The following is a 25,423-nucleotide window of genomic DNA, read 5'->3' on the forward strand; positions in this document are numbered from 1 at the left end:
GGCAGACAGCAGCGCAGGGATAGCTAGCTTGGATCACTGCGCTGTTGAAACGGCTGTATCTCACCTAGTCTGAAAGAACTAAACGCCAGAAGCGGCTAAATTTTCACTCAGCGTCTGCTTCAAAATAGCCGCCTTGTCCGTTTTTTCCCAGGGCAGATCTAAATCAGTACGGCCCAAATGGCCGTATACGGCTACTTCCTGATAAAACCGACCGCCTCGCTGCGAAGGTAGATTTTGCAGGTCGAAAGCCTGAATGATTCCCGCCGGACGTAGCTCAAAATGCTTTTGAATTAGCTCTAGCAGCTTCTCTTCGCTGACTTTACCCGTCCCAAAAGTTTCGACGAAGATGCTGACGGGGCGCGCTACGCCAATAGCATAGCTCAGCTGCACCTCGCACTTCTCTGCTAGCCCAGCCGCCACAATATTTTTAGCAACATAACGGCAAGCATAGGCAGCGCTGCGATCTACCTTAGTGGGATCTTTACCAGAGAAAGCACCGCCCCCGTGACGAGAATAGCCCCCATAGGTATCTACAATAATCTTGCGTCCAGTCAGCCCTGAATCTCCCTGCGGCCCGCCAATGACAAACTTACCTGTAGGATTGACCAAGAAGCGGGTGGCATTGTCAGGCTTAATCTCGATGTCATCGAAAACGGGAAGGACGACGTGAGACCACAAATCTTTTTTAATGCGCTGCTGGATCAAAGCCTCATCAGCCAGATCGCCAATAGTTGCTGTGTGCTGAGTTGAGACTAAAACTGTATCAATGCCAACGGGCTTACCGTCTTCGTAAAGAACAGTGACCTGCGTTTTGCCATCTGGCCGCAGGTAGGCCAAATCACCTGTTTTGCGTACAGCCGCTAAGCGCCGAGAGATGCGATGAGCCAAGCTGATCGGCAGGGGCATGAGTTCCGGTGTCTCATCACAGGCAAAGCCAAACATGATGCCCTGATCTCCAGCCCCAATGGCATCAAGGGCCTGATCGCTAGACTGTTCGCGGGTTTCGTGAGCCTGATCAACGCCTTGGGCAATATCTTTGGATTGCTCATCTAAAGCCACCATCACAGAGCAGCTATCGGCAGAGAAGCCATTGTTAGTGGGATCGGTATAGCCAATTTCGGCAATCTTTTGACGCACTAAGTTGGCGTAATTAACCTGCGCTTTGGATGAAATTTCACCCGTAATTAAAACTAAGCCCGTATTGACAACCACTTCAGCCGCGACTCGGCTGCTTGAGTCCTGTGCTAGTAACGCATCTAAGATTGCGTCAGAGATCTGGTCACAAATTTTGTCAGGGTGTCCTTCAGTGACTGACTCGGAGGTGAACAGGTAACGACGAGACAAGGGCGTATCCTCTCTTTACAGGGGTTGCTGGGTTGACAATAAATTGGCTTATGGTTTTAGGCGGGTTCTCTAGCTTAGCATCAGACATCAATTCAGTATATTCGCAAACTGTTTTAGCGCCTAGCGCTTTGTTTGAGCGGCAGACTCAAGCGCTGATCTGCAGTTGATCAGGATGGTGAATCAGACTGTCGGGCATAGCTAGGCGCACTGGCTGGCTCCAGCCCCAGTTAACCCCGATGAAGCCAGCGGCACCTGCCTGCTTGGCCATGAGTAAATCGCTCGTCGCATCTCCCACGGATAGAACCTTCTGAGGTAGTATGCCCAAGCGATCGCAGGCTGTTTGAAAAAAAGCAGCCTCAGGCTTGGCTAAATCAGGGCGATCGCTACCTAGCATAAGATCTATAACATTGGTCAGCTCATAGCGAGTCACAAAGGCGCGAATATTGTCGGTAGTATCGGCGGAGAGAATGCCCAGCTTTAACCCGGCCCGGTCAAGCCTTTGCAGACAGTCACAAATACCTGCTAGCGGCGGCGTGTAGTCCGCTTTCGAGAGGGTGTAGCTATCCGCTTCCATAAAGGCAGATTGCACAATCTCCAGCGACTCAGTCCAACCCTTACCCGTTTCAGCAACGTAGGCCGCCGCCGCAATTTCGTTCTCCCGCCGACTGCCTACCGCCATGAGTCCAGCCGGATTAAGGCGATCGCCATCCACGCCAAACGCCATTAATAAGGGTTCTTGAACCCCCGGCACCTGAGCATCAATCAGGCGCGATCGCTTTTGGGCTAAGCTCCTTAAAAAGCCTTCCGCATCAGCCAAAGTGCCATCTTTATCAAAGAAGACGGCCTCTATATCTGGAAACTGACGGTCGGGACACTCAACTGTTGCCACAATAAATCCTGGTTTTTGCTTTAGTCAGCCTACCGCATGAGTTGTCTGCGTAGGGTGGCCGCACAGTTCGCGATCGCATAAAAAAGCGTAGGGTGGCCGCACAGTTCGCGATCGCATAAAAAACAGGAGAGAAGTAAAACTTCCCCCCTGTCAGATTGAGAACTTGTTTGAAATAGGCAGAGCCTATTCAGTTGCCAAAACGGCTTCTTCTTCGTAAACAGCTTCATCGCCCGCCTCAGCCGCCGCTTCTTGCTGGGCCTGCTGTCTCATTTGTTCGCGGTACTTCTCGGCCATTTCTTCAGCCCGGTCATAAACCACGTCTGGATTTTTCACCATGTCACCCGGTTCTGGCTCTAGCTGCTTCGTCGAAAGCGAGATTCGGCCTCGCTCAGCATCTAGGTCAATAATCATGACCTTAATTTCGTCGTTCACGTTGAATACGCTGTGGGGCGTATCGATGTGATCGTGGGAAATCTCAGAAATGTGCAGCAGTCCGCTGACGCCGCCAATATCGATAAAGGCACCATAAGGCTTGAGGCCGCGCACCGTACCGATGACTACCTCACCCACTTCGAGGCGGTTCATCTTCCGCTCAACGAGCGCCCGTCGGTGGCTAAGAACCAGACGATTGCGCTCTTCATCCACTTCTAAAAACTTCAGTGGCAGCTCTTCGCCGACTAAATCTTCCTTGGGCTTGCGCGTACTAATGTGAGAACCAGGAATAAACCCACGCAGCCCTTCAATCCGAACCAAAGCCCCGCCCCGGTTGGTCGCAAATACGTCTGAGCGAACAGTAGCATCTTCGGTTTGAAGCTGACGCACCCGATCCCAAGCCCGCATGTACTCAATGCGGCGAATGGAAAGGGTAAGCTGACCGTCTTCATTCTCGTCGGTGAGAATAAAAAATTCTCGCGTTTCGTTCGCCTTCAAAACCTCTTCAGCATCGTCTACCCGGTTGATAGACATTTCCTGAATGGGAATAAATGCTGCTGTTTTTGCACCAATGTCAATCAGAGCACCTCTCGGCTCAATGCTGAAGACAGTCCCTGGGACAATATCGCCCGGGCTGAAGTGATAGTCGTACTGGTCTAACAGTGCCGCGAAGTCTTCATGTGTAAAGCCGATTTCAATATCTTTCGTTTCCTGATTGACCATGCTAATTGTTTCCTACTGTTCTCTCCGTGACTGAGGTCTCCTTCAGATGCATTCACCAGTTGATAAATGCGCAGCTTATACTTAACACAAATCGTAGCTCAGAGAACCAGAGTTTGCGCTAAGGAGTTTACTTTCCCACAAGATTTTTCATTATAGCTGAATTGTGGAGGCAAGCTGCGAATCAACTGAGGGAATTTGGCTAGATTTTTTCTGGATTTGATAGGCGCTGGGGCCTAAGCTAGCCGTAGCCGCACCAAATCAAAAGCCTGATTGTTTTTTAAGTGATTGTTTTTCCATGAATATTCAAACAGCCCAGACCCGTCTGCTCGTGCAGGACATCGCAGCCTGCTTTCTTTTTTATCGGGACATTATGGGATTTGAGGTAGTCATGAATGATGTGCGAGACGGCTACGCAGAGTTCAAAGCTGCCAACTTACAGTTAGCCTTGTTTCGCCGAGAAGAGATGTCAGAGATTATCCACACCACTGAAAAACCGCCCGAAACAGAGAGCCAAGATCGAGTAGCCCTGATTTTTATGGTGTCTGACTTAGATCAGACTTGCGAAAAACTGAAGCAAAAAGGGGTGCCATTTGCCTCAGAACCGATGAAGAATGCCAACTTTGATCTCAAAATTGCCTACATTCGCGATCCCGATGGCAATTTGATCGGCTTATTTCAAAATTTGGCCTGATCTGGTTTGACAACAAGCTGGCCACAGTATCAGTACCGACCCCGATCTCACGCCCTAACGGCTGATGAACTATCCCAGCTTCAAAAACTTTTCTAAAGCCGTAATCATGGCTGGCGGCCAGCGCCGCGTCTGGGCTACCCAGTTCAAATCTTGGTAGCGCTTGTCTAAACCCACGGCAGCGACCCAATTGCTTTCTGCCTCTCCTCGCTGTCCCGTATTCCACAGGATAGCCGTTAGAGCCGCTCGCACATCAGCAAATTGAGGATACCTGCGAACTAGATTGCGGAGCTGCTGCAGAGACTCTGACGAATTGCCTGTTTGGTAGAGCGCTAGGGCATAGTTGGCGCGGGCTAGGGCAAAATCAGGAGCTAGCTCTGCCGCGTTCTGATAGTCAGCGATCGCCTGTTTCCAGTTTCCCAGCCCCGCTTCTGCATTGCCCCGATTGTTATAGGCAGCCGCATCGTTAGCGTCGAGGCTAAGTAGAGTGTTGTAATCAGCGATCGCCTTGTGCCATTCACCTAGTCCTTCGTAGGCTGCCCCTCGGTTCAAATAGGGATCGGGTTCTTGAGGGGCTAGTTCAATAGCGCGATTAAAGTCAGCAATGGCGGCCTCTAGCTGATTTTGACTAACTCTGACGTTGCCGCGATTGCTCCAGATAGCGGCATTTTCCGGCAGCAAATCCAGGAGCTGAGTCCAATACTGATCGGCCTGCTGAAACTGACCTGTTTGAGTTGCGGCAAAAGCCCGCTGTCGCAGGCGGGCAATCGCGTCAATTTGCTCAGCCGAGAGCTGGTCGAGGTTAAGAGAAGCATAAACCTCAGCTAAAACAGGTCTACCACTCAGTCCTAAAATTAAAATCAACGCAACTGCTAGCAAAAAGCGCATAGGGCGATCGCCTAACTCTCTTCTTAACTATTTTTCTGAATCAGCAGGCGGCAGTTCAACCGCTTCAACATTGACTTCAACTGCATCAATGTCAATAGTACCTTCAGGAGCGGCCCGCTTGAATTCACCGGCTTCTGCTTTAAGCTGAGTGCCGCAGCTGAGGCAGGTTGCCTGCATACCGCTGATCCCCGATACCTCAGCCTGACAGACAGGACACTGGGCTGTCACCAGGTTGCGACGCAGCCACCAGCGAAATCCCAAAAACGCTACCACCGGGGCCAAAATTAGCAAGGCAATAAGAATAACAAAAGACTTAACCAGCCATCCTAATCCCAGCGCACCTAACAGCCAGACAGCGGCAAAGAGCGTTATCCAGCAGCCTAATCCAGAAAAATTGAGCTGTCTAAAACCATTCTGATTCACGACAAAGTCCTGACGAAAAGTAAATCCACGAACAAATGCGTTCGGTTCCTTCAGGATAAGACAGCATATGGACTCACAGACAGTCGTGAATTACCTACCTTAATGGGGGCAGCCTCTCAGATCGCCTTAGGAAGTCGCTATCAGCGATCGCAGGCAGGAAACTAAAGCCTCATGACTGAATTTTGCCAGCGTTTCCTGTCTCAGCCAGTCACCCTTACAGCGGCGATCGCCTCCTTTAAGAATTTCAATACAGGCAGCGGCTACTGCTGCTGCATCCCGGTGAGGTACCTGCCAGCCCAGGCGGCCATCTTGCAGCGGATCGGCAGAGCCATCGCTATCCCCCGACAAAACAGGCACACCGCAGGCCATCGCTTCTAGATAAACAATGCCAAAACCCTCTTGAGACGGCATCACGTAAGCATCCGCTAAACGATAGTGATCCACTAGCGCTTCAGTCGGCACAAAACCGGCAAACACAACCTGCTCAGCAACCCCCAGATCCGCGGCCAGACGGGCTAAACGGGGCTGGTCGTCTCCTCGACCAATCACTAGGTACTTCACGGTTGGAAAAATCTGAGTGATCTCTGGCAGAGCACGTATCGTAATATCCACACCTTTGTAAATATCTCCTGACCATAGACGAGCCACCGTCATCAGCACCCGGTGACCTTCGAGCTGATACTTTGCTAATAATTCTGATGACTTAGCTCCCGGCGTAAAGGCTTGCCCTTCAACGACACAGGGCACCATATCAACTCTGCTGGGATCAAGCTGATTGGCAGCACAGGCTTGGTCACGGCTATAGCGGCTAATTGTCCAAATGCGATTGGCGGCCTGTAGTGCTCTGCGATCGCCAAGGGATAGCGGATACCAGACCTCTTTGCCGTAGGTCAGAACCGTGTAGGGAATATTGAGTCGCTGACAGAGAAAGGCGATCAAGGGCGCTAGGCGAATGTGGCCACAAAAGACTCGCGTTGGACGGTGCTGCATCAAATAAAGCCCCAGCGCAGTAACCAGCCGCAGACGGCCTAAAACGGCGGGCGCTGTCTTTAAGTAGCGAAAGTTTAGCGAGCTGTTTTGAAAAGGATTGGGGCAGTTGGGACCATCTCGTAGTAGAAAAACAGTCGCCGCCGGAGCCTCAGGTACGGCTAGATAAGCTCTGAGAATATCCCGGATGTAAGACTGAATTCCACCTTCACATTCAAAAATCTCTAGAAAAGCAAAAACGTAGTGGGGGTTGGATGGGGAAGCCGAAGAGTTTGCCACCGGATGAATAAGAATTTTGACACAGCAACCTGCGATTAAACGTGCCCTTAGGCAGACTGTAAGGTCACAGCGCCTGACTGCAGGCGAGCTAGATCAGCCTGAACCATTTTTGCCATCAGCGCCTCAAAGCTCACTTGCGGCTGCCAGTTGAGCTTTTGTTGAGCCTTAGTAGGATTAGCAACTAGCTGGAAGTGTTCGTCCGCTCTCAGCAGAGTCGGATCAATTTCTACATATCGCTCCCAGTCAAGATCAACGCTGGCGAAGGCGGTTGCCACCAAGTCCCGCACCGTATGCAGGTAGCCTGTACCGATTACATAGTCTTCTGGCTCCTCAGCCTGCAGCATCCGCCACATCGCCTCCACATGGTCGCCAGCATAGCCCCAGTCTCGCTTAGCGTCTAAGTTGCCCATTTTTAAGCGATCGCTCAAACCCAGCTTAATGGCAGCCGTGGCCAGGGCCACCTTGCGGGTGACGAACTGCGGCGGACGCCGGGGCGATTCATGGTTGTACAAAATTCCGCTGCAGGCAAACAGACCGTAGCGTTCGCGGTGATGGACCATCGTCCAGTGAGCATGGAGCTTAGCCGCGCCGTAGGGATTTTTGGGCCGAAACGGCGTTGTTTCTGACTGGGGTGACTCCTGCACCTGCCCTAGAATCTCGGAGCTGCTGGCCTGATAAAACCGAGTCTCTAGGCCGATCTCTCGGATAGCCGTCAGTAAGCGAGTTGCGGTTCCGGTAATTAGATCTAGCGTTCCTAGCGGATCTCGCCAAGAATCTGGCACGAAGCTAGGGGCAGCCAGATTGTAAATTTCATCGGGCTGGAGCTGCTGCACCGCCGTCCTTAGTGCTTCGCTGCTAGTGAGCGCCACTGAGTAGATATCTACCTGACTGGCTAGCTCATCTAGCTTGGCAACGCTGCCCTGACGCTCCGGCGGTACCAATCCCACCACCCGATATCCCTGGCTGAGCAGCAGCTGGCTGAGGTAGTAACCGTCTTGACCCGTAATTCCAGTAATGAGGGCAGTGCGCGTCATAGAGTTTATTAGTGCGGTAACGCTAGAAAAATACGTATAAAAATAACTGCCTGCTTAGGGTTCCCAAAGGCAAAGCACATTCACCAAGGAGCCAAGCAGGCAGAGAATCTTCTTCAGTTTTGAGTATTCCTGATTAAAACAAGCCCAGGGTTAAAGACTCATCAATGGGGAAAGTAGCGCCAATTCCGAGCCATAGGGTAACAGCGGTTCCGAACAGGAAAACTGCCGTTGCCACCGGGCGGCGGAAAGGATTCTGAAACTTGTTGATGTTTTCAATGAAGGGGACCAGAATCAGCCCTAACGGAATCGCAGTCATGGCCGCAATTCCCAACAGCTTGTTAGGCAGAATGCGCAAAATCTGGAAGGTCGGATAGAGATACCACTCAGGCAAAATCTCTAGCGGCGTAGCAAACGGATTAGCAGGTTCGCCAATCATGGCAGGATCCAGTACAGCTAGGGCTACGCAGCAGGCGATCGTACCGGCGATAACGACTGGGAAGATATAGAGCAAGTCGTTAGGCCAGGCTGGCTCACCGTAATAGTTGTGACCCATGCCTTTTTTGAGTTTTTCTCTCAGTTGCGGATCACTGAGATCGGGCTTCTTGAGTGTTGCCATATTTGAAAATTTGTCTCCTTCGCAATTAGACAGATGAGGTCAGGGAAATGACCAGCCTCAGTTGAGCGCTGGTCAAAACCAAACAGCCTATACCTTACAAGGGACCAGAAATTCCCTGCTTACGAATCATCAGGAAGTGCAAGAGCATGAAGACTGCAATCAGCCAGGGAAGCACAAATGTGTGCAAGCTATAGAAACGAGTTAGAGTTGCCTGCCCAACGCTGGCCCCTCCTCGCATCAGCTCAACAATTGACGCTCCCACAACCGGAATTGCTCCAGGAACACCCGAAACAATCTTTACAGCCCAGTATCCTACCTGATCCCAAGGTAGAGAGTATCCGGTCACACCAAACGTCACGGTGATAACCGCCAAAATGACGCCGGTGATCCAGGTCAGCTCGCGAGGCTTCTTGAAGCCGCCTGTCAGATAAACGCGGAAAACGTGAAGAATCATCATCAGCACCATCATGCTGGCGGACCAGCGGTGAATGGAGCGAATCAGCCAGCCGAAATTGACTTCTGTCATCAGGTACTGGACTGAAGTGAATGCTTCAGCGACAGTAGGCTTGTAATAGAAGGTCATGGCAAATCCAGTGGCAAACTGGATGATGAAGCAGGTGAGAGTAATGCCGCCCAAGCAGTAGAAGATGTTGACATGGGGCGGAACATATTTGCTGGAAATATCGTCAGCGAGTGCCTGAATTTCCAGCCGCTCATTAAACCATTTGTAAGCCGTTGAATCAGTGACTTGCTTAGTAAACATGAAGCGGGCGCGTATGGATATTTATGCCGTCAATAGCAAATGTAACATAGCACAAAGTAAAGATGAGCCTAGACTGCCGGGGAATCTCAGCTAATTTAACCCCCTTTTTTATATGGACGAAGCTTAAACAAACCGAACTCAATGCTTACAGCACTACCGCCTAAAACCGGGGAAAACCAGGTAGACTAAGCTAAAAGAATTAGATAATTTTGCAAAACTTTACATAAGTCTGGAGCTTTTACTGGAATTATCGCTGCTCATGTTCAGTCGGCAGTTCAGTCAACGCCGTTGAAACCGTCTTTTTGGCAGACTTTTAGCAGCTTAGGCTGACTCTCTGGCCAGTTCGACATGTATCATCCCGTTTCTATAATCAGAAAGTTTAAGAGAGATTTCGCTGCGCTGAGCCAGGTTGCAGAATAAGGAATAGTAAGATTTTTGACTTTCGTTGTGTTGGATCAGTAGCTCTAAATAGGGCTAAGCGCTCAGACATTCGCGATTTTCAAATCGCCGGTTTATTTCCCCTTAAATATGAGAAACCCTTTTGTAAAATCCCTGCTTTGCTTTTTGGTAGCGTTTGTGGTCTGGTTGGGGCCTCAGACTCCGGGGGCATTCGCGGCCAATGGTGAGCAGCGGTTTATTTCGGAAGTCTGGCGCATTGTCAGCCGTGCTTATTTAGACGAAACCTTTAACCATCAAAACTGGTGGCTAACGAGACAGCGATTTTTGAGACAGCCAATGGCCGATCGGGAAGCTGCTTATCAGGCTGCTCAAGACATGCTGGCTTCTTTGGACGATCCCTACACACGCTTGCTAAAGCCAGATCAGTATCGCAGTTTGCAGACTAGCACCTCAGGTGAGCTAACGGGGGTAGGATTACAGATTACGCGAGATGTTGAGCAGAAGTTCTTGAAGGTAATTGCGCCAATTGAAGGATCGCCCGCGGCTCGATCTGGGGTGCAGCCTCACGATCGCATTTTGCAGATAGATGGCACTCTTACTGATAGTTTCACCTTAGACGAGGCCGCCAGCCAGATGCGGGGGCCAGTAGGCAGCCAGGTCAATTTGCTGATTGGGCGGGAGCAGCAAGAGTTTGAGATTACCCTAGTGCGCGATCGCATTACCCTCAATCCGGTTTTCGCCGATCTACGGGTTCAGCCAGACGGTCAGCGGGTAGGCTACATTCGCCTGAGCCAGTTCAACGCCAACGCTGTTGAAGAGATTCGAGAAGCTGTGATGTCGCTGGAGCAGCAAGGAGCCGAGGGATACATCTTGGACTTGAGAAACAATCCGGGGGGACTCTTGCAGGCTGGCATTGAAGTAAGCCGTCTCTGGCTCGATCGCGGCACTATTGTCTACACCGTCAACCGTCAGGGCATTTTTGATAGCTTTGCCGCTAGCGGTTCAGCCTTAACTGAAGATGCCTTAGTGGTTTTAGTTAATCAGGGAACAGCCAGCGCTAGCGAAATTTTAGCTGGCGCTCTAAAGGACAATGGACGAGCTGTTCTAGTAGGCGACATCACATTCGGCAAAGGGCTAATCCAGTCACTGTTTGATCTTTCTGACGGTTCAGGACTCGCGGTGACGGTTGCCAAGTACGAGACGCCCAATCACAACGACATAAATAAGCTAGGGATTCAGCCGGACTACAGAGTGCCCCTAGAGCCAATTGATAGCGAACAGGTTGCCACCACAGCAGACACGCAGTACCAGGCGGCTCTAGACGTGCTGCGGTCTGCTAACGCTGTTGTAGCCGAGGCGTCCTAAGGCTGTGCGTACCTATCACGATCCGCTACACGGAGCCATTACGCTAGATCAGGCTGATGCAGTCGAAGCTTTACTGATCCAGCTCATTGATACTCCCGCCTTTCAGCGACTGCGGCGAATCCGCCAGCTAGGACCTGCCAGCCTGACTTTTCATGGGGCTGAGAGTTCTCGCTTCACCCATTCTCTAGGGGTAATGGCGATCGCGCGGCAGGCATTTGATCGCCTAGCTCACCGCTATGAGATCCTGCGCCCCCACCGGGCGACGGTTCTCTGTGCGGCATTGCTACATGATCTAGGACACGGCCCTTTCAGCCACACAGCAGAAGAAGTTTTTGGTAGCCATCATGAAGTGTGGACACGGCGAATTCTGCGGGAGCATTCGCCCATCACTCAGCTACTGGAGCAGTTTGCGCCCAGCCTCAGCCGCGATATTGAGCAGGTCTACGCCCATCAGCATCCAATACCGCTGGTTTGGCAGCTCGTGTCTAGCCAGCTCGACTGCGATCGCCTAGACTACCTGCTGCGCGACAGCTACTTCACGGGCGCTAGCTATGGCCAGCTTGACCTAGAGCGTATTCTGCTAGCCATCGACTATGATCCGCTCAGCCAGCAGCTGGTAGTTGCTTACAAAGGCCTAGCCGCCATTGAACACTATTTGCTAGTGCGCTATTTCATGTACGCCCAGGTTTATAACCATGCTAAAAACTTGGCGGCGACCTGGATACTGGAGCAGGCTTTCATTCGAGCTAGAGAGCTGCTATCGCAAGAGAAACTCGATGCCGATGCAACTGTTCAGTCCTGGCTACAGCAAAAGGTGCGGGGCCTGTCTTTAGCCCAGTACTTGGCGGCTGATGATGTGGTCTTCATGTATCATCTACAGCGCTGGCAGCGCGGTGAAGACAGCCTCCTAGCCGATCTATGCCGTCGCTTTTTAGACCGGGATTTATTCAAGGTTTTAGAGGTGACGCAGTTAGCACCTGGCTCGCAGCAGCAGCTTTTAGAACAAATCGCAGAATCTCTACGCCAGCGATCGCTTGAGCCAGAGCGCTACAGCGGCTTGCGCCAGGTTTGGAGCCGAGGCTATACCCTGTATCAGCGGGGTATCAAGCTGAAAACAACCACAGGACTGCAGGAAATTAGCCAGCTTTCTCCCCTGGTAAAGACCCTGATTCAGCCAGTTCAGCGCACCTGGCTGATTTATCCCGCCGAGGTGACAGCACCGCTAATGCAGGCCATGAGCCGCTTCAAATCGGTACCTGAGCCGCTCGTAGCGCCGTCAGGTCAAGCGCCTGTAGCTTTTGATAAGCCTGAGTAACCGTTCCGGCTCCTCGCAAAAATCCGGTATTGGCCCCCGGACAGATATGCTGCAGCGTCTCCGGGCTGAAGCAATCCAAGAGGTGCTGCAGGCTCAGTATCTGACGCGGCCAGTGAAACGTTTTAGAAAAACGCAGAGGCTGCAGCGCTCCCGCCGAGGTGGGTAGCAAGTGGCGTCCCGTAAATAAGATGCCGCTGTAGCGCTGATGATAGAGACAGGCCGAGCCGGGCGAATAGCCAGGAGTCCAAATAGCCTGGCTGAACTCACTCAGGGCGTAGGTATGATGAAAGGTCTGGGGCGACAGGTTGGGCAGCAGATAGGCTTCTTGTTCCTGGATTAAAACCTGGCACTGCAGGGCTTTCACAATTGCTTTGACCTGGGCGATCGCGCCGCGATGGGTCAAAAACAGCCAGCGCACGCCCCCTTGAGCCAGCAAGAAGTTTTGGGTTGATTCTGTCCAAGCCGGACAATCCACTAGAATGTTAGCGGCTTGATCTGAGGAGTCATTTCCTACAATAAAGTAAGCGGTTCCTCCCATCGTTTCGCGGTTGGGTGGAAAAGCAAAAACGTGATCCAAAACGGGGCGGGGAGCTTTGGGTAGTCTGAGAGGATTTGAGGCAGTCATCTTTTTTCCTGAAATAGCTTTTGGGAGCTGACGCCGCGCCTTGAGGCAAAATTCTTGAGACGACAGATTCCCTGTCGGGGAATTGCTGAGTGAATGACTCAGTGGATTGGGTTGAACCAGTTGTGCTGGTAGAAAACTCCAATCAGGATTCAGCGCCACCAGTTTTTGCTGTTTGAGAGTGGGTTTGGCAAACTGAGCTTAGGGAGGTAACGGCTGATCACCAGTCAATCCTCTCATTGCTTAAGCTTATAAAGCCACTGAAGCCGCAGCTTAACATAGTAAACTTCAGTTTCAAGAACGCCTGAGTGCAACCAGCCCATGCTGCTTTTTTGGTTAGTTTTATTAGGAGTTTTCACTTACTTTGTGGTCCAGCGCAGCGTAATCAATATTACGCGGACGCCAATTTGGATTCTTTGGTTAGTGATGATGACGCCTGCCTTTGTTTTGACGGCATGGAGTCTAGCTCAGGGGGAAGATCAGCCGCTGCCAAATGGACTGCTGCTGAGCTTGTTCATTGTCTGCCCGGTCGTTTACTGGCTGCTAATTCAGTGGGGACGGCAACCTAAGCCCAAACCAAATCAGGACAGAGCGTTGCCGACAACGGCCCAGAGTGAGAATCAGACCTCAGCCGAAGCTCGGCCAGCTCTGCGTCCGATTGATAAAGAAGAGGAAGCCAGCTTACAGCACTGTTTTCCCTGGTCAGTCTTTTACCTCCAGAATATTGAGTATCGACCCCAGGCGATGATCTGTCGAGGTCAGCTGCGCTCATCTCCCCAAGTCGCCTATAAAACAGTGCAAGAGAACATTGAGTCTCGATTTGGCAGTCGTTTTTTGGTGCTGTTTCAAGAGGGTCTCAATGGCAAGCCCTATTTTGCGCTGGTTCCCAACCCACAGGCAAAGGCCACTGGCAAACAAGACCAGCCCTTGACCCGTCCTGGCTTAGCGATCGCCCTATTCGCCATTACCCTGCTGACCACTACCTCGGTTGGAGCGCTGATTATTGCCGGGGTTCCTGAAGATCAGCTCCAGAGCGATCCTGCCCTGTTTCTGGCCGGACTGCCCTATGCCCTGACGCTGATGGGAATTTTAGGAATTCACGAATTGGGTCACTATTTGACAGCGCGGCGCTATCGCATTCAGGCAACCCTGCCTTACTTCATCCCTGTACCCTTTTTTCTAGGGACATTTGGCGCTTTTATTCAACTGCGATCGCCAGTGCCCAATCGTAAAGCCCTATTCGATGTTGGCATTGCTGGCCCCCTGTCGGGCTTCGTAGCTACCCTGCCTTTGCTGATCTGGGGCCTCAGCCAGTCCGAACTGGTAACAATGCCAGACGATGCCAGTTTGCTAAATTTTCAGGCGCTTGATCCCGGTGCCTCAATTCTGCTGGCAATTTTGAGCAAGCTGGCCTTAGGGGCGAGCTTGGGCGCTGAACAAGCCATTCGACTCCACCCGGTTGCGGTGGCAGGCTGCCTGGGCCTAGTGGTGACGGCGCTCAACCTCATGCCCATCGGCCAGCTAGATGGCGGCCACATTGTTCACGCCATGTTTGGCCAGCGAACCGGGGCCGTTATTGGACAGGTGGCGCGGCTGCTGGTACTAGGGTTAGCCCTAATTCATCGTGAGTTTATGCTCTGGGCTATTCTGCTGTTTTTTATTCCAGCAGTTGATGAGCCCGCTTTGAATGACGTGAGCGAACTCAATAACCAGCGGGATTTCTGGGGTCTGTTGGCGCTGACGCTGCTGGTGCTAATTGTCTTACCTGCGCCTGCCGCCCTCACGCGCCTGCTGTTTTAGGCTGTGGTATTGACGCATTTAGTCCTGTTGTCTATGTTTCAGTTAAATATTCGGTTTCCAGCATGACAGGCGATATTACCCAGTGGCTGACTGAAATCAGAAACCTGCAGCGACAGCTAGCTGACACGCTCAAGGAGCGAGATGCTGCCTACAAAAGCGCTGCCAACTGGCGACAGCTTTACGAGACAGAAGCCCAACAGCGACGCAGCACGGTTGAGCAACTGCAAACTAAAAATCAGGCACTACAGCAGGTCATCAATCAGCTCAGACAGCAGCCAGCCTCAAACCAAAGCCAAAACGTAGCTGAAATTGAGCAGCGAGTTGAGCAAATTGCAGATACAGCCGCACTGCGGCAGCAGCTAGTCGCGGCTTTGGCCCAGTGCGATCGCCTTGGTCAAGCGCTCAAGATAGAACAGTCAGAACATGCGCAAACCCGGCAAAGCCTCACAATGGCCTTAGGGGATGCTATTGATATGCTGGCCAAGGAGTCTCCGACCGCAGCCGCTTCAGGCAGCCCTGCTACCGACAGTGACTAAAACCCCATCGCGGCCGCTAAGCTCTCTAGGTTAGGTTCGATTCCCTGATGAACCTGGTTTTGACTGTGCTCAATAGCAGACTCTGGGTCTTTCAAGCCGTTGCCTGTAAGGACGCAGACTACCGTAGCTCCTGTCGGCACCTGATCTTTCACCTTTAGCAACCCGGCTACAGAAGCAGCGCTGGCCGGTTCACAAAAGATACCTTCTGCCGCTGCCAATAGCCGATAGGCCGCCAGGATTTCTGCATCAGTGACCGCATTAAAGGCGCCTTGGCTCGCTGACTGTACGGCCAAGGCGCGATCGCGATTGGCCGGATTACCAATGCGAATCGCCGTAGCCAAAGTCTCAGGTTGGGGGCAAGGTTTGCCAGTCACCAGCGGCGCTGCGCCAGCGGCTTGGAAACCCATCATTCGCGGCAGGCGATCGCAGCGTCCCTGAGCGTGATATTCACAAAAACCCATCCAGTAGGCTGTGATATTACCCGCATTACCCACCGGAATGCACAGCCAGTCGGGCACATTGCCCAGCGCATCAACTACTTCAAAAGCTGCCGTTTTCTGACCTTCTAAGCGATCAGGATTAAGGGAGTTTACTAACGTTACCGGGTATTTATCAGCGCTCTGACGCACCATTGTCAAAGCCTGATCAAAGTTACCTTCAATCGCTAGAATCTGAGCACCATAGAGCAGTGCCTGGGCCAGTTTTCCCAAAGCGACATAGCCATTGGGAATCACAACGAAGGCTCGTAGTCCTCCCCGCAGAGCGTAGGCTGCGGCTGCAGCGGAGGTGTTGCCCGTACTGGCACAGATGACCGCTTCAGCGCCAGCTTCCTTAGCCTTAGAAATTGCTAGGGTCATACCTCGATCTTTGAAGCTACCCGTGGGATTAAGGCCATCATATTTGACAAAAACCTGAACAGATCTGCCAATACGAGCGGCAATTGCGGGCACTGGGATCAGCGGCGTATTCCCTTCTAGAAGAGTTACGACAGGCGTCTGTTCACTGACGGGCAAGTAAGCCCGGTAAGCCTGGATCAAACCCGGCCAGCGATTCAGCAAAGTGGAGGGCTGAGTCGAATAGCTGTCGGGCAATAACTGATTGGGATTGAGACTAAGGGTCACGGGTTAATTCAGAATTTGAGCGAAAAAATTAAAGACGACAGCAGCCAGCAAATCTGGCTATTCAAGTCTACCGCGTCCCTCAGGCAAGCAGCGCATCGCCGCTATCCTAGCCGCTTGAAGAGCTGGCATAGCCGATCGAGGGTAAAGATTGGCGGCTGTTACGATTTTTGGATAAAGCGTGATAAGTATAAGATTGGGCCAGTGCCCTTGCTAAGTATAAATTCTCATCGTGTGTTTGAGATGAACGTTTCTTCCGCCAGTTCGCCTGCCGCGCCTAATTCTGAACCAGAGAGAACTGCTAACCAGCCAGAGGGCGAAAAAGTTTGCTGGATAGAGGTCAAACAGTCTGCTTTCCAGGCCAATCATCAAGTAGAACTGCTGCACCTGCTAGCAGAGGCAGACGCACTGCTGCTCCAGCTACAAACACTCAGTTCCAAGTAGCTGAAGCTGGCTGGTAAGTTGGTTGGGGCTAAAGCCGCAGCAGTGCTAGCGGTTCCAGGACGCTTCCCTGTTTTCTCCAGACAGGCAGGAAGCTGATTATCTTTGACAAAACTCAGTGATCCGATTGTCAGAGAATTGGCTATCCTGAGTGAGAATTGTGGGGATTAGCGTATGAAACAACTCAAGCCCAAAGCAACCTGGATTGCGGCTGCGATCGCGGTTGCTGTGAGTGTCGGTAGCGTAGCAGGCTATTTACAGCGTTCCGCTCGGCAAGCGGCTAATGACTCCCCTGAGTCAGCCGCAACCTTTGAGCCTGTCGTTGAGGGCTTTGGCCGTGAGAGCATTGGGCGATCGCCACAGTTTTTAGCCACAGCCAAGACAGCTCTTCTCCAAGCTACTCCCGTGGCCGAACGACTACCCCGAATTTCCACTGGTCGCAGCGATCCTTTCATTTCGCCGTTTATCCCGGCTCAGCCTGCGATCGCTGACAAAGCGAGACCCAACAGGGCACCGACGGCAGAGGCTACCGCTAATCCTGCTCCTGCCGCCGCCGCCCCCAGTCCACCACCGACCGCGACTGCGCCCAGTGCCCCCGTTGCCCTGCAGCCGCTACCGGCTGCTCGCTCACCCCAAGCTCTACCGCCTGTCCCAGCTAGCTTACCTAGCCTATCGGTTGCAAATCAGCCCCTCAGCCTGCCTGTTGCTGCCGCTCCGAGAGCGTCAGGCGCAGCGGCGATTCAAATATCGGGTGTGATGCAGCTAGCTGATCAGATCAGCATTTTAGTGCAGGAACCCAATGCCGAAACAGGCCGCTACGTCCAAGTCGGCGACTACTTAGCCAACGGTCAGGTGCGGATTAGCCGGGTGGAATGGGCCAGCGGACAGGATCCAGTGGTGATTTTGGAGCAGGCCGGTCGGGAATACGTTAAAACAGTGGGAGGAGCTTCGCTGGCTCAGGCCCGTTAGGGCGATCGCTTTTTTGATTAGTCTTGCAGTCGATGTTGTCTATGAGTTCATTACCTTCAGACAAGAGCGGACAGCAGATGCCAACAGCCGTCTCAGGTTCGGTTCTCGATCTTAGCGGCCGCTATCTTTGCCCAGTTTGCCGTCACGGGCAAATTGAAGCGCTGACGCTGATGGATGCCTTTGCCTGCGATTTCTGCCGTCATATTTTTACGGTCAATTTACAAAATCAAACCGTTCAGGTTGTCGATAGCGCCCAGCCCATGAGCTGGCGCTGGAAAGGACATACCTGGCGGGGCGTGCATCAAGACAACTGGAACCTAACCCTAATTATCTGGATTGTAGGCTTGGCCTTGGTTGGTTTTCCAACTGGATTAGTTTGGCTATCGTCCCACCTGTTTCCGCCCCTGCCTGGCAGCCCCGGAGCACAGCTTCCGGCTGTCTGGGCTGGCTTAACTTTGGCCTGTCACTCAGCACTGGTCTTGTGGCTGCTTTCGGAACACTATCAGCTACCGCTGTACGTATCTGCTAAGGTGCGGCTACAGCAGCTAGGTCAGCGTTGAAGCCAGACTGTTTTTGCTATTTGAAGTAGACCAAGTCTGGGATAAAACAGCGCATTAAGGGATTTATCGGTTTCTGCCAGAGTCATTCCGATGACCGCTATACTGCATGGATTGAAGGTCGCTAGCATTCCCACAGGGATTGAGCTATGGAATATTGGGAGTTTCTACTGCAGAAAGAGGGCGATCGCACCTGGTTACCACTAGAATCTGCTGAAGTCGAAATTTTAGAAGGTCGCTACCGCTTGATGGCCCACGCTAGTCAGGCCAATGCGGCTGTTGAGGTTCGCATTAGCCAACTACTACTAGACGAGATTCCTCCCAAACGTCGAGTTCTTAAACGTCAGGGGCAAACCAATCAAGACGGCCTCATGGTTGTTATGCCTTTTACTCAGCTTCAGGCAGGCACTTGGGAAGTGCAGTGCGTTGGCGGTGATCCCCTAAATGATTTGATGGGAGATAGCTGGCAGCAGACCATTCAGTTTCAAATTTTGCCTCGCAATCTCGACGAAACAGATGACTGGGAAGCCAACTGGACTCCCGTTCTAGAGCAAGAAACAGTAACTGCTGACCAAACCGTCACCAGCTCAGAGGCAGCTGCCACTGCCAGCCTGTTTTCGCCGAATTCTGAATCTATCCAGCATTTTGAAAACAGTTCTTTAATAACAGATTCAGAAGCCACCGTTCCCCCGAAAGCTGTACCGCCGGTTTGGGAGAAGAGCGCTTCGTTATCAGCGCTCTCCCCCGATGTTGAAGAGATAGCAGATCAGCTAATAGGCGAAGTCTTCGGCGATATCCTGGCATCTGATCAGGCGGCAACAGAAGCTGATTCGCACCCCGAATCGGTTGCGGCTTCTCACCTACCCCTACAGATCGAATTAGATCAGGCGACTTATTTGATCCGTTCTCGTCAGGCGCTCAGGCTGCAGGTGCAGATTCAGGCGACGGCCACCTATTCTGAGCTGCCTGAGAGCAAACTTCAGCTCGCCCTGCGCAATCCTCAGACCTCAGAGGTATTAGATATCGTTGAGCGATCGCTGCAGGCCCAGCCTTTGCCCGCCGAGCTCGGCATTGAAGTGAAAATACCTGCCGCCAAAACTCACCTGATTTTAGGAGAATTGACGCTACAGTCCTGCGCCCAGGAGGCGATCGCTGCCGCCCAGACATTTACGGTTGCCGTCATGCTAGACAATCTGATTGAAACGGTGGCCGATCAGGGTGAATATCTGCAAGATCCAAGTCAGTGGCATCGGCCTTTAGAAACAGCCGCTACAGAGGAGGCTCCATCTGCTGCTGCAGAAACAATAGAAGCAGAGCAGAAAAAATCGCTGCCAGTACGGCTGCCAAAATCAAGCGCCCAGTCAGGCAAACCCGTGTTCTTGCCCTCCGTCGGCATGTTCTTACCGCCTCAAATTCACGAACCGCTGCTAGCATCGTCCTCAATGGCGGATACGCGGACGCCGATGCTGCCCTCACTACCCGCTATTAGACCTCAACAGACAGCGTTTCCTGAGCCTACTGCCCCCTCGCCAGAACCTGATGTCCCTCAAGATGAAGTAGAACAGCCCGAAACAAATACGCCTACCCCCCACGACTCGGTAGCCGAGGCAGAGGTAGCTGAAACCTCCGAGGAGTCCTTAGCTGCTGGCGATGAGGCTGCAGTTTTGGCAGAGGATGCTAGTCCAGAAGTTAGCCCAGCGGAAGTAACGTCTCCCGTCAGTCCGGTCGGGCCGACTGGTATTGTTACAGCTGATGAGGCTGATGCCGATGCCGACCTAATCGCAGCCGCCCAAGAAGTTGATCTAGAACAAGACATTAGCGCTGATTTAGCACTAGATGAGAGCACCGAAGACGCGGCGGCACCTGTTGATACCGCCTTTCAGTCCTTAAATTTGAAGGAGCGCTTTTGGTCGCGGCTCAATGCCTTTGCCTTAGACAGTCACAGAGCAGCTCAGGAAATGCAGGCAGCTATCGAACACCAAGAAGCTGCCGCTGCCGCTGCTAACGCCGAGATGGAGGCGGCATTGCAGCCTGAGGCGATCGCCTCCAATCCGTCCCCGGTGACAGAAAACTCCAGCGATGAATTTGTCGTTTATGACGCTGTCGAGCAGCCTGCTCCCGCTGTTGCTGAAACTGCTGCTACCGCTGCGGAAAAAGAAATTAAAGAAATTGCTGAGTTGCCGCCGGTTCCCCGGCCACAGCTCAAGGTGCCGGTGGGGAATTTAGTAGCCGGTGAACTGATTTCAATTCAGATTATGCTGCCGGCAACGCCTGAGCGTCTCTGCGTCAAATTCTGGACCAGCGATTTGCAAACGCGGGCGCTCGTGGACAATCCTCGCTGGCTGATGTCTTTTGATCCCGATGGTCAGGGGCAAATGTCAACAACGCTGCGCATCAGCGTACCGCAGGGATGCCTGGAAGCTCGATTTGCGGCGATCGCCATTGACGTAGTGAGCCAACGAGAAAGCGATCGCGTAGTGGTAGATCGCGCTATCCTACCCGCTGACCTGCCCGATACCTCACTAGATGAGTTTGAGGTATAACCTCAAAGGGCGATCGCGTCTTCTCTGGCTCTGGGCGCGGCTTTTCAATTTAACGTTGCGCAAAGTTTGTAGAAGAATTTAAGCATTTTGGGCCGATTCGCAGTAATCTATTGACGTAATAATTTGTGTTGAGATAGGAAATCTATATGGCAGCTTCTTTTCTTCCCTCAGTTCTCGTGCCGATAGTGGGTCTTGTTTTCCCAGCAGTAGCGATGGCCTTCTTGTTTCTCTATATTGAGCAAGAAGACGCCGCATAGCTGCTAAAGCCCGTTTTGAAGAGCTTTTCATGTTCTCCAAAACGGCTAAAAATCAATAAAGGCCACAACAAAAAGCACCGCTGTTCAGCAGTGCTTTTTGCTTATTAGCGCATCAAATCGGCTTACATAGCAGAGCCGACACCTGCATAAGCGCCGTAGAAGAAAAGACCGACAACCACAAGGACGCCAGTGCCCGCAATCGTCGCCACGATCCACAAAGGAATTCTACCGCTTTGGCCCACCACACACCTCCAAAAGAATTAATCAACTAAAAAACAGGTCTTAAAAAACCGATCAATCCTCTAGTTAAAGAAGTAGCTAGAGAACAGCAATCCAAGAACAAATACGAGCAACAACCCTAAGTATAGAGAAGTTCGGTTAAGTTCAACTGGCTGCTTATTGGGGTTTTGTTTGCGATCCACAAAGTCCTCCTATCTCTGAATAAACTGCATTGCCGCAATAGCTCCCAAAAAGAAAACGCTGGGAACTGCAAGGGCATGAACTGATAACCATCTAACCGTGAAGATGGGATAAGTTACGGGTTCGTTAGAAGTATTGCTATTCATTTAAAAAACCTAGTCTGCTAGACAAAAGCGATTGGGCTACTGATTTTGGAACTGCTGAATCTCTTGACTGGCATCATAGCGATCGTCAACGATAGGCAGCTCCATGCGGTTATTGGGATAGTATTCGTTGGGACGAGGGGTGCCAAATGCATCGTAAGCTAAGCCCGTGCTTACGAATAACCAACCCGCAATAAAAAGCGCTGGAATTGTGATGCTGTGAATTACCCAGTAGCGCACACTGGTAATAATGTCTGAAAACGGTCTCTCTCCAGTTGTACCTGCCATCAAATATCTCCTCTAACAGCAATTTATCTACTTATTCCATCATACGGAACGGATTCTATCCTCACAAGAATAAAAGTCGCGTCAGCCTCTTTTACCTTAAGAACTAGGCCGCTTTTACTCCGTTATCGTACTTTAGCAAAATACCACGCTGACCTAAGACAAATCCCCTGTTGTCTGGCAAAAAGACAATTCGGTAAAAGTTGGAGGGAACATTCTCAAGCTGGCGATCTTTTAGCCAGGTTTCACCCCCGTCAAAGCTGCACATGAGATTGCCGCCGCCACCGGCTACCCAGATCTCCTCGTCAGTCCGGTAAGCCATATCCAACAGTCCCCAGCTCGTAGCAAATTCAGGATTGATGGGCTCTTGCCAGTCTTCTACGTCTTCCGAAGCTGAGAACTGTAGCTGGCCGCCACGGGCAATGAGCCAGAGATCGTCATGCTTGTCGAAGCCCATATTTTGCAGGCGTCTGGAGTTTTCTCGGTTATGAAGCTGCCAGGTGCGCTCTCCGGGCCGCCAGGTGGAGTAAAAATTGCCGCGTGAAGATACAGCCACATAGCGGCCTTCTGGCGATCTTGACATGTTGCGGACAACACCGACAGCCCCTTCTACCAGAGCTTTCCAATTGCTTCCCTTATTCTCAGTGACATAGATAGCACCGATATCAGTCGCCATTTCAGCCGAGCTAGGCCCTAAAGCCGTAATCAAAAAAGGACTACCGGGCAGTTTCTCACTCAGCGGAATCCGCTCCCAGGTTTTGCCCTCGTCCTCGGTATGGAGCAGCAGGCCAGGTTGTCCTGTAATCCAGCCCTCACTGCCGCTGAAGCTGACCGAGGTGAAAGTGTAGCGTTTGTCTTCTAGATCAAGCTGGCGTGGCTGCCAGGTTTCTCCACCATCTTGAGTTTCTAGCAGCGTGGAGTCGTTGCCAACCAACCAGCCGTGATCGCTATTGCCCGCAAAAGCAATGTCAGAAAAGGTTGCTTCCGTAGAGAGCTGAAGGACTTGCCAGGGATTTTTTTCCAGAGAAGGCAAAAAATATCCGGAACAACTGGCGGCCAGTAAAGCGATCGCTAAGATCGCAACTAGCTTTTTGCAAGACCTCAGAGTGGACTGGATTGCCATAAATAAAGGAAATAACTAATGTCAAAAATAAATCGAATTTCTGTCTCTAAACAGAAGATCATCCTAGGCCGTAAAGGCTAAGAAAGAACAAAAAGCCTAGCCCTAGTGCTCCAAAAATTAGCAGGTTCTTTTGACCTGGCGTCAGCGTGTTGACGCCGAGGCCGTAGCCCAAGTTCTCCTCAAAACCGGAGGGTTTACCCGTAGGCCCAATATTTTCAAACTGAGGCTTGCGGACGCCGCAGACCGGACAGCGCCAGCTAGCAGGGAGTTGCGAAAATGTCGTGCCAGCGGCAATATTGGCCGTATTGTCTCCCTTGGCAGGCTCATAGACATAGCCGCAGGAACGACACTCGTATCGATCAGGCTGTTTTGGCTGGGAATCTGCTGTGGCAGTGCTGTCTTGACCCGGCTGAGGGGCAGAAGCATCAGCACTAACATTAACTTCCGGCTCGGTGCTCATGTATCCCTTCCTCAATACTCTCTGAATGCAGAATTTTCTGCCTAAAGCTAGAGCCTATCTAGCAAAAACTTACCTAATATGAGAATAACTGTTAAAGATTATGACATATTGTGGGTTGTCTTCTAACTGTTCTAGAGCGATCTCAGCGGGCAGTGTGAAGTAAGCGGCGATCGCCAGCGACAGACAAAGCTAATTCGAGGGCATTTCGCTGCGGTTGCCCTGTATTTCAGAGATTGCACTATAGAATGGTAAAGACAAATAACTTTACCTAACGACCTACTTCAGAGAGCATTGCACCGTGTTTGTTTTAACCGGTTACGAGTACTTTCTAGGATTTTTGATTATCTGCGGTCTGATTCCCGTTTTGGCGCTGACCGCTTCCAAGCTGCTACGCCCCACCAGTCGTGGCCCCGTGCGCAGAACGACTTACGAATCTGGGATGGAACCCATTGGGGGCGCTTGGATCCAGTTCAATATTCGTTATTACATGTTTGCCCTGGTGTTTGTCATTTTCGACGTAGAGACGGTTTTCCTCTACCCCTGGGCAGTTGCATTTAGCCGATTGGGTTTGCTGGCTTTTGTAGAAGCCCTCATCTTCATTGCAATTCTGGTAATCGGCTTGGTCTATGCATGGCGAAAAGGAGCCTTAGAATGGTCATAAATTCCAATACATCGAGTCCGCTGCTCAAGCCGGATGAGCGCATTATGAATCCGGCAGCGCCACCAACAGTGACGCAAGATCTGTCTGAAAACGTCATTTTGACAACGTTAGACGATCTCTACAACTGGACACGGCTGTCCAGCTTGTTTCCGCTGCTATACGGTACAGCCTGCTGCTTTATTGAGTTTGCCGCTTTGATTGGTTCGCGTTTTGACTTTGATCGCTTTGGTCTTCTGCCGCGATCGAGTCCACGCCAAGCCGATCTGATCATCACTGCAGGGACAGTCACGATGAAGATGGCGCCTGCCCTAGTCCGCCTTTATGAGCAAATGCCCGATCCCAAGTACGTAATTGCGATGGGCGCCTGCACGATTACCGGCGGCATGTTCAGCACTGATTCCCCTAGCGCAGTGCGCGGCGTAGACAAGCTGATTCCGGTAGATGTCTATATTCCCGGCTGTCCGCCGCGACCTGAGGCGATTATTGATTCCATCATCAAGCTGCGCAAGAAAGTAGCCAACGAGTCCATTCAAGAACGGGGCTATACCCAGCAGACTCACCGCTACTACACTACGGCGCACAATCTCAAGCCCGTAGATCCAATTTTGACAGGACAGTACTTACGCTCTGATACCCGTCAGTCACCGCCGAAAGAGCTGATGGAAGCTGTAGGTGCTCCGGTTGAAAACTTAGCTGAAATGGAGACAGAAAAGGAAGCAACTGCTAATGAGTGAAGAAGAAAAGCAAGCGGCTGAAGAAGCTACTGGTGAACTGGTTGAAGCCGGTAAGGTTTCTAAGTGGCTGACCGAGCAGGGTTTTGATCATGAGATTCTAGAGCCTGATCATCTCGGCATTGAGATGATTAAAGTAGCTCCAGAGTTTTTAATCCCGTTCTCAACAGCGCTCTATGCCTATGGCTTCAACTACTTGCAGTGTCAGGGCGCTTATGACACCGGGCCTGGCGGAGAACTGGTTAGCTTTTATCACTTGATCAAGCTAGATGATAATGCCGATCAGCCCGAAGAAGTCCGCCTCAAGGTCTTTTTGCCCCGTGACAATCCCAAACTGCCTTCTGTCTACTGGATTTGGAAATCAGCCGACTGGCAGGAACGGGAAAGCTACGACATGTACGGCATCGTCTATGAAGGGCATCCCAATCTTAAGCGACTGCTGATGCCAGAGGACTGGCTCGGCTGGCCGCTGCGAAAAGACTACGTGTCGCCTGACTTCTACGAACTGCAAGATGCCTACTAGGCTTCGTTATCGCTATTAGGCTTAGGCTGTTTAGCCGCTTAGAGGCGCATTTCTTAACGAGATGCGCTTTTTTCTTCATTAGACTTTTT

The 25,423-nt window shown here is 51.7% G+C and carries 30 protein-coding genes; 13 read left to right on the top strand and 17 right to left on the bottom strand.

What is annotated here, in order from left to right:
• Positions 1-78: 78 nt before the first annotated feature.
• The 3 genes from metK to QJQ48_RS00960 form a co-directional block, all read right to left on the bottom strand.
• The gene (metK, locus tag QJQ48_RS00950; RefSeq protein WP_346289298.1) at positions 79-1,344 is read right to left on the bottom strand and encodes a methionine adenosyltransferase; all 1,266 of its coding nucleotides are present in this window, start codon (positions 1,342-1,344) and stop codon (positions 79-81) included.
• Between the two features lie 145 nt (positions 1,345-1,489).
• On the bottom strand, positions 1,490-2,233 hold the full coding sequence (locus tag QJQ48_RS00955) for an HAD family hydrolase (RefSeq protein ID WP_346289299.1): 744 nt from the start codon (positions 2,231-2,233) through the stop codon (positions 1,490-1,492).
• A gap of 183 nt (positions 2,234-2,416) precedes the next feature.
• On the bottom strand, positions 2,417-3,388 hold the full coding sequence (locus tag QJQ48_RS00960) for a 30S ribosomal protein S1 (RefSeq protein WP_346289300.1): 972 nt from the start codon (positions 3,386-3,388) through the stop codon (positions 2,417-2,419).
• 295 nt (positions 3,389-3,683) lie between these two features.
• Here QJQ48_RS00960 and QJQ48_RS00965 point away from each other — a divergent pair, with 295 nt between their 5' ends.
• Entirely contained in the window at positions 3,684-4,079 is a 396-nt protein-coding gene (locus tag QJQ48_RS00965) for a VOC family protein (RefSeq protein ID WP_346289301.1), read from the top strand.
• A gap of 69 nt (positions 4,080-4,148) precedes the next feature.
• Here the strand turns inward: QJQ48_RS00965 and QJQ48_RS00970 are convergent, their stop codons facing one another.
• The 6 genes from QJQ48_RS00970 to petB form a co-directional block, all read right to left on the bottom strand.
• The gene (locus tag QJQ48_RS00970) at positions 4,149-4,964 is read right to left on the bottom strand and encodes a tetratricopeptide repeat protein (protein ID WP_346289302.1); all 816 of its coding nucleotides are present in this window, start codon (positions 4,962-4,964) and stop codon (positions 4,149-4,151) included.
• Between the two features lie 27 nt (positions 4,965-4,991).
• A complete protein-coding gene (locus QJQ48_RS00975; protein ID WP_346289303.1) occupies positions 4,992-5,387 on the bottom strand; it encodes a hypothetical protein in 396 nt (131 codons plus the stop codon).
• Positions 5,388-5,513: 126 nt separating this feature from the next.
• Positions 5,514-6,653: a glycosyltransferase family 4 protein gene (locus tag QJQ48_RS00980; protein ID WP_346289304.1), complete on the bottom strand. Its 1,140-nt coding sequence runs from the start codon at positions 6,651-6,653 to the stop codon at positions 5,514-5,516.
• A gap of 47 nt (positions 6,654-6,700) precedes the next feature.
• On the bottom strand, positions 6,701-7,687 hold the full coding sequence (locus QJQ48_RS00985; RefSeq protein WP_346289305.1) for a GDP-mannose 4,6-dehydratase: 987 nt from the start codon (positions 7,685-7,687) through the stop codon (positions 6,701-6,703).
• Positions 7,688-7,820: 133 nt separating this feature from the next.
• Positions 7,821-8,303 carry a cytochrome b6-f complex subunit IV gene (petD, locus tag QJQ48_RS00990; protein WP_346289306.1) on the bottom strand — a complete coding sequence of 161 codons (483 nt, stop codon included), beginning with the start codon at positions 8,301-8,303 and terminating at the stop codon, positions 7,821-7,823.
• Positions 8,304-8,397: 94 nt separating this feature from the next.
• A complete protein-coding gene (gene petB, locus QJQ48_RS00995) occupies positions 8,398-9,066 on the bottom strand; it encodes a cytochrome b6 (protein WP_346289307.1) in 669 nt (222 codons plus the stop codon).
• 528 nt (positions 9,067-9,594) lie between these two features.
• Between petB and ctpA the strand changes: the two genes are divergently transcribed.
• Both ctpA and QJQ48_RS01005 read left to right on the top strand, forming a co-directional pair.
• Positions 9,595-10,830: a carboxyl-terminal processing protease CtpA gene (gene ctpA / locus QJQ48_RS01000; protein WP_346289308.1), complete on the top strand. Its 1,236-nt coding sequence runs from the start codon at positions 9,595-9,597 to the stop codon at positions 10,828-10,830.
• Between the two features lie 4 nt (positions 10,831-10,834).
• On the top strand, positions 10,835-12,145 hold the full coding sequence (locus tag QJQ48_RS01005) for an HD domain-containing protein (RefSeq protein WP_346289309.1): 1,311 nt from the start codon (positions 10,835-10,837) through the stop codon (positions 12,143-12,145).
• On the opposite strand, the gene QJQ48_RS01010 is transcribed toward QJQ48_RS01005, so the two are convergent.
• Positions 12,075-12,770 carry an MBL fold metallo-hydrolase gene (locus QJQ48_RS01010; protein WP_346289310.1) on the bottom strand — a complete coding sequence of 232 codons (696 nt, stop codon included), beginning with the start codon at positions 12,768-12,770 and terminating at the stop codon, positions 12,075-12,077. The genes QJQ48_RS01005 and QJQ48_RS01010 overlap by 71 nt on opposite strands.
• 318 nt (positions 12,771-13,088) lie before the next feature.
• On the opposite strand from QJQ48_RS01010, the gene QJQ48_RS01015 reads away from it, so the two are divergent.
• Together QJQ48_RS01015 and QJQ48_RS01020 are read left to right on the top strand one after the other, a co-directional pair.
• Positions 13,089-14,567, top strand: a complete 1,479-nt coding sequence (locus QJQ48_RS01015; RefSeq protein ID WP_346289311.1) for a site-2 protease family protein — start codon at positions 13,089-13,091, stop codon at positions 14,565-14,567.
• Between the two features lie 62 nt (positions 14,568-14,629).
• The gene (locus QJQ48_RS01020) at positions 14,630-15,103 is read left to right on the top strand and encodes a hypothetical protein (RefSeq protein ID WP_346289312.1); all 474 of its coding nucleotides are present in this window, start codon (positions 14,630-14,632) and stop codon (positions 15,101-15,103) included.
• Here the strand turns inward: QJQ48_RS01020 and thrC are convergent.
• On the bottom strand, positions 15,100-16,194 hold the full coding sequence (thrC, locus tag QJQ48_RS01025) for a threonine synthase (protein WP_346289465.1): 1,095 nt from the start codon (positions 16,192-16,194) through the stop codon (positions 15,100-15,102). The genes QJQ48_RS01020 and thrC overlap by 4 nt on opposite strands.
• A gap of 270 nt (positions 16,195-16,464) precedes the next feature.
• Here thrC and QJQ48_RS01030 point away from each other — a divergent pair, with 270 nt between their 5' ends.
• The 5 genes from QJQ48_RS01030 to psaI all read left to right on the top strand — a co-directional run bounded on the left by QJQ48_RS01030 (position 16,465) and on the right by psaI (position 20,988).
• Positions 16,465-16,665, top strand: a complete 201-nt coding sequence (locus tag QJQ48_RS01030) for a hypothetical protein (RefSeq protein WP_346289313.1) — start codon at positions 16,465-16,467, stop codon at positions 16,663-16,665.
• A 171-nt stretch (positions 16,666-16,836) separates the two neighbouring features.
• Positions 16,837-17,631 (top strand): hypothetical protein, encoded by a 795-nt coding sequence (locus QJQ48_RS01035; RefSeq protein WP_346289314.1) that lies wholly within the window; start codon positions 16,837-16,839, stop codon positions 17,629-17,631.
• A gap of 41 nt (positions 17,632-17,672) precedes the next feature.
• Positions 17,673-18,191, top strand: coding sequence for a hypothetical protein (locus tag QJQ48_RS01040; RefSeq protein WP_346289315.1), 519 nt, complete (start codon positions 17,673-17,675; stop codon positions 18,189-18,191).
• Positions 18,192-18,337: 146 nt separating this feature from the next.
• The gene (locus tag QJQ48_RS01045; protein ID WP_346289316.1) at positions 18,338-20,731 is read left to right on the top strand and encodes a hypothetical protein; all 2,394 of its coding nucleotides are present in this window, start codon (positions 18,338-18,340) and stop codon (positions 20,729-20,731) included.
• A 146-nt stretch (positions 20,732-20,877) separates the two neighbouring features.
• Complete coding sequence (psaI, locus tag QJQ48_RS01050) at positions 20,878-20,988, top strand: photosystem I reaction center subunit VIII (RefSeq protein ID WP_346289317.1); 111 nt, start codon at positions 20,878-20,880, stop codon at positions 20,986-20,988.
• Positions 20,989-21,110: 122 nt separating this feature from the next.
• Here the strand turns inward: psaI and QJQ48_RS01055 are convergent, their stop codons facing one another.
• The 6 genes from QJQ48_RS01055 to QJQ48_RS01080 all read right to left on the bottom strand — a co-directional run bounded on the left by QJQ48_RS01055 (position 21,111) and on the right by QJQ48_RS01080 (position 23,419).
• On the bottom strand, positions 21,111-21,230 hold the full coding sequence (locus tag QJQ48_RS01055; protein WP_346289318.1) for a photosystem II reaction center protein J: 120 nt from the start codon (positions 21,228-21,230) through the stop codon (positions 21,111-21,113).
• Between the two features lie 60 nt (positions 21,231-21,290).
• A complete protein-coding gene (psbL, locus tag QJQ48_RS01060; RefSeq protein WP_346289319.1) occupies positions 21,291-21,410 on the bottom strand; it encodes a photosystem II reaction center protein PsbL in 120 nt (39 codons plus the stop codon).
• Positions 21,411-21,419: 9 nt separating this feature from the next.
• Positions 21,420-21,554, bottom strand: coding sequence for a cytochrome b559 subunit beta (psbF, locus tag QJQ48_RS01065; protein WP_346289320.1), 135 nt, complete (start codon positions 21,552-21,554; stop codon positions 21,420-21,422).
• A 36-nt stretch (positions 21,555-21,590) separates the two neighbouring features.
• Positions 21,591-21,839, bottom strand: a complete 249-nt coding sequence (gene psbE / locus QJQ48_RS01070) for a cytochrome b559 subunit alpha (RefSeq protein WP_346289321.1) — start codon at positions 21,837-21,839, stop codon at positions 21,591-21,593.
• A 103-nt stretch (positions 21,840-21,942) separates the two neighbouring features.
• Positions 21,943-22,959, bottom strand: a complete 1,017-nt coding sequence (locus QJQ48_RS01075; RefSeq protein ID WP_346289322.1) for a photosynthesis system II assembly factor Ycf48 — start codon at positions 22,957-22,959, stop codon at positions 21,943-21,945.
• Between the two features lie 58 nt (positions 22,960-23,017).
• Positions 23,018-23,419 carry a rubredoxin gene (locus QJQ48_RS01080; RefSeq protein WP_346289323.1) on the bottom strand — a complete coding sequence of 134 codons (402 nt, stop codon included), beginning with the start codon at positions 23,417-23,419 and terminating at the stop codon, positions 23,018-23,020.
• A gap of 298 nt (positions 23,420-23,717) precedes the next feature.
• On the opposite strand from QJQ48_RS01080, the gene ndhC reads away from it, so the two are divergent.
• The 3 genes from ndhC to QJQ48_RS01095 are packed head-to-tail and all read left to right on the top strand — an operon-like array spanning position 23,718 to position 25,334.
• The gene (gene ndhC / locus QJQ48_RS01085; protein ID WP_346289324.1) at positions 23,718-24,080 is read left to right on the top strand and encodes a photosynthetic/respiratory NAD(P)H-quinone oxidoreductase subunit C; all 363 of its coding nucleotides are present in this window, start codon (positions 23,718-23,720) and stop codon (positions 24,078-24,080) included.
• On the top strand, positions 24,071-24,814 hold the full coding sequence (locus QJQ48_RS01090; protein ID WP_346289325.1) for an NADH dehydrogenase subunit K: 744 nt from the start codon (positions 24,071-24,073) through the stop codon (positions 24,812-24,814). Before ndhC ends, QJQ48_RS01090 begins: the two co-directional genes overlap by 10 nt.
• Positions 24,807-25,334 carry an NAD(P)H-quinone oxidoreductase subunit J gene (locus tag QJQ48_RS01095; protein WP_346289326.1) on the top strand — a complete coding sequence of 176 codons (528 nt, stop codon included), beginning with the start codon at positions 24,807-24,809 and terminating at the stop codon, positions 25,332-25,334. Before QJQ48_RS01090 ends, QJQ48_RS01095 begins: the two co-directional genes overlap by 8 nt.
• The last annotated feature ends 89 nt before the right edge of the window (positions 25,335-25,423 follow it).

Origin of the sequence: Sphaerothrix gracilis Ecp01 (assembly GCF_030405905.1) — a bacterium.
Lineage (GTDB): Bacteria > Cyanobacteriota > Cyanobacteriia > Phormidesmidales > Phormidesmidaceae > Sphaerothrix > Sphaerothrix gracilis.

Excerpts from the sequence above, each read along its gene's own strand:
- petB (WP_346289307.1), bottom strand. The coding sequence starts at position 9,066 with ATGTTTACTAAGCAAGTCACTGATTCAACGGCTTACAAATGGTTTAAT.
- QJQ48_RS00965 (WP_346289301.1), top strand. The coding sequence starts at position 3,684 with ATGAATATTCAAACAGCCCAGACCCGTCTGCTCGTGCAGGACATCGCA.
- QJQ48_RS01075 (WP_346289322.1), bottom strand. The coding sequence starts at position 22,959 with ATGGCAATCCAGTCCACTCTGAGGTCTTGCAAAAAGCTAGTTGCGATC.
- QJQ48_RS00970 (WP_346289302.1), bottom strand. The coding sequence starts at position 4,964 with ATGCGCTTTTTGCTAGCAGTTGCGTTGATTTTAATTTTAGGACTGAGT.
- QJQ48_RS00985 (WP_346289305.1), bottom strand. The coding sequence starts at position 7,687 with ATGACGCGCACTGCCCTCATTACTGGAATTACGGGTCAAGACGGTTAC.
- QJQ48_RS01030 (WP_346289313.1), top strand. The coding sequence starts at position 16,465 with ATGAACGTTTCTTCCGCCAGTTCGCCTGCCGCGCCTAATTCTGAACCA.
- QJQ48_RS01020 (WP_346289312.1), top strand. The coding sequence starts at position 14,630 with ATGACAGGCGATATTACCCAGTGGCTGACTGAAATCAGAAACCTGCAG.
- psbF (WP_346289320.1), bottom strand. The coding sequence starts at position 21,554 with ATGAATAGCAATACTTCTAACGAACCCGTAACTTATCCCATCTTCACG.
- psaI (WP_346289317.1), top strand. The coding sequence starts at position 20,878 with ATGGCAGCTTCTTTTCTTCCCTCAGTTCTCGTGCCGATAGTGGGTCTT.
- ctpA (WP_346289308.1), top strand. The coding sequence starts at position 9,595 with ATGAGAAACCCTTTTGTAAAATCCCTGCTTTGCTTTTTGGTAGCGTTT.
- QJQ48_RS00960 (WP_346289300.1), bottom strand. The coding sequence starts at position 3,388 with ATGGTCAATCAGGAAACGAAAGATATTGAAATCGGCTTTACACATGAA.
- QJQ48_RS01095 (WP_346289326.1), top strand. The coding sequence starts at position 24,807 with ATGAGTGAAGAAGAAAAGCAAGCGGCTGAAGAAGCTACTGGTGAACTG.
- petD (WP_346289306.1), bottom strand. The coding sequence starts at position 8,303 with ATGGCAACACTCAAGAAGCCCGATCTCAGTGATCCGCAACTGAGAGAA.
- QJQ48_RS01080 (WP_346289323.1), bottom strand. The coding sequence starts at position 23,419 with ATGAGCACCGAGCCGGAAGTTAATGTTAGTGCTGATGCTTCTGCCCCT.
- QJQ48_RS01010 (WP_346289310.1), bottom strand. The coding sequence starts at position 12,770 with ATGACTGCCTCAAATCCTCTCAGACTACCCAAAGCTCCCCGCCCCGTT.
- QJQ48_RS01035 (WP_346289314.1), top strand. The coding sequence starts at position 16,837 with ATGAAACAACTCAAGCCCAAAGCAACCTGGATTGCGGCTGCGATCGCG.
- QJQ48_RS01015 (WP_346289311.1), top strand. The coding sequence starts at position 13,089 with ATGCTGCTTTTTTGGTTAGTTTTATTAGGAGTTTTCACTTACTTTGTG.
- QJQ48_RS01090 (WP_346289325.1), top strand. The coding sequence starts at position 24,071 with ATGGTCATAAATTCCAATACATCGAGTCCGCTGCTCAAGCCGGATGAG.
- psbE (WP_346289321.1), bottom strand. The coding sequence starts at position 21,839 with ATGGCAGGTACAACTGGAGAGAGACCGTTTTCAGACATTATTACCAGT.
- QJQ48_RS01040 (WP_346289315.1), top strand. The coding sequence starts at position 17,673 with ATGAGTTCATTACCTTCAGACAAGAGCGGACAGCAGATGCCAACAGCC.
- QJQ48_RS01045 (WP_346289316.1), top strand. The coding sequence starts at position 18,338 with ATGGAATATTGGGAGTTTCTACTGCAGAAAGAGGGCGATCGCACCTGG.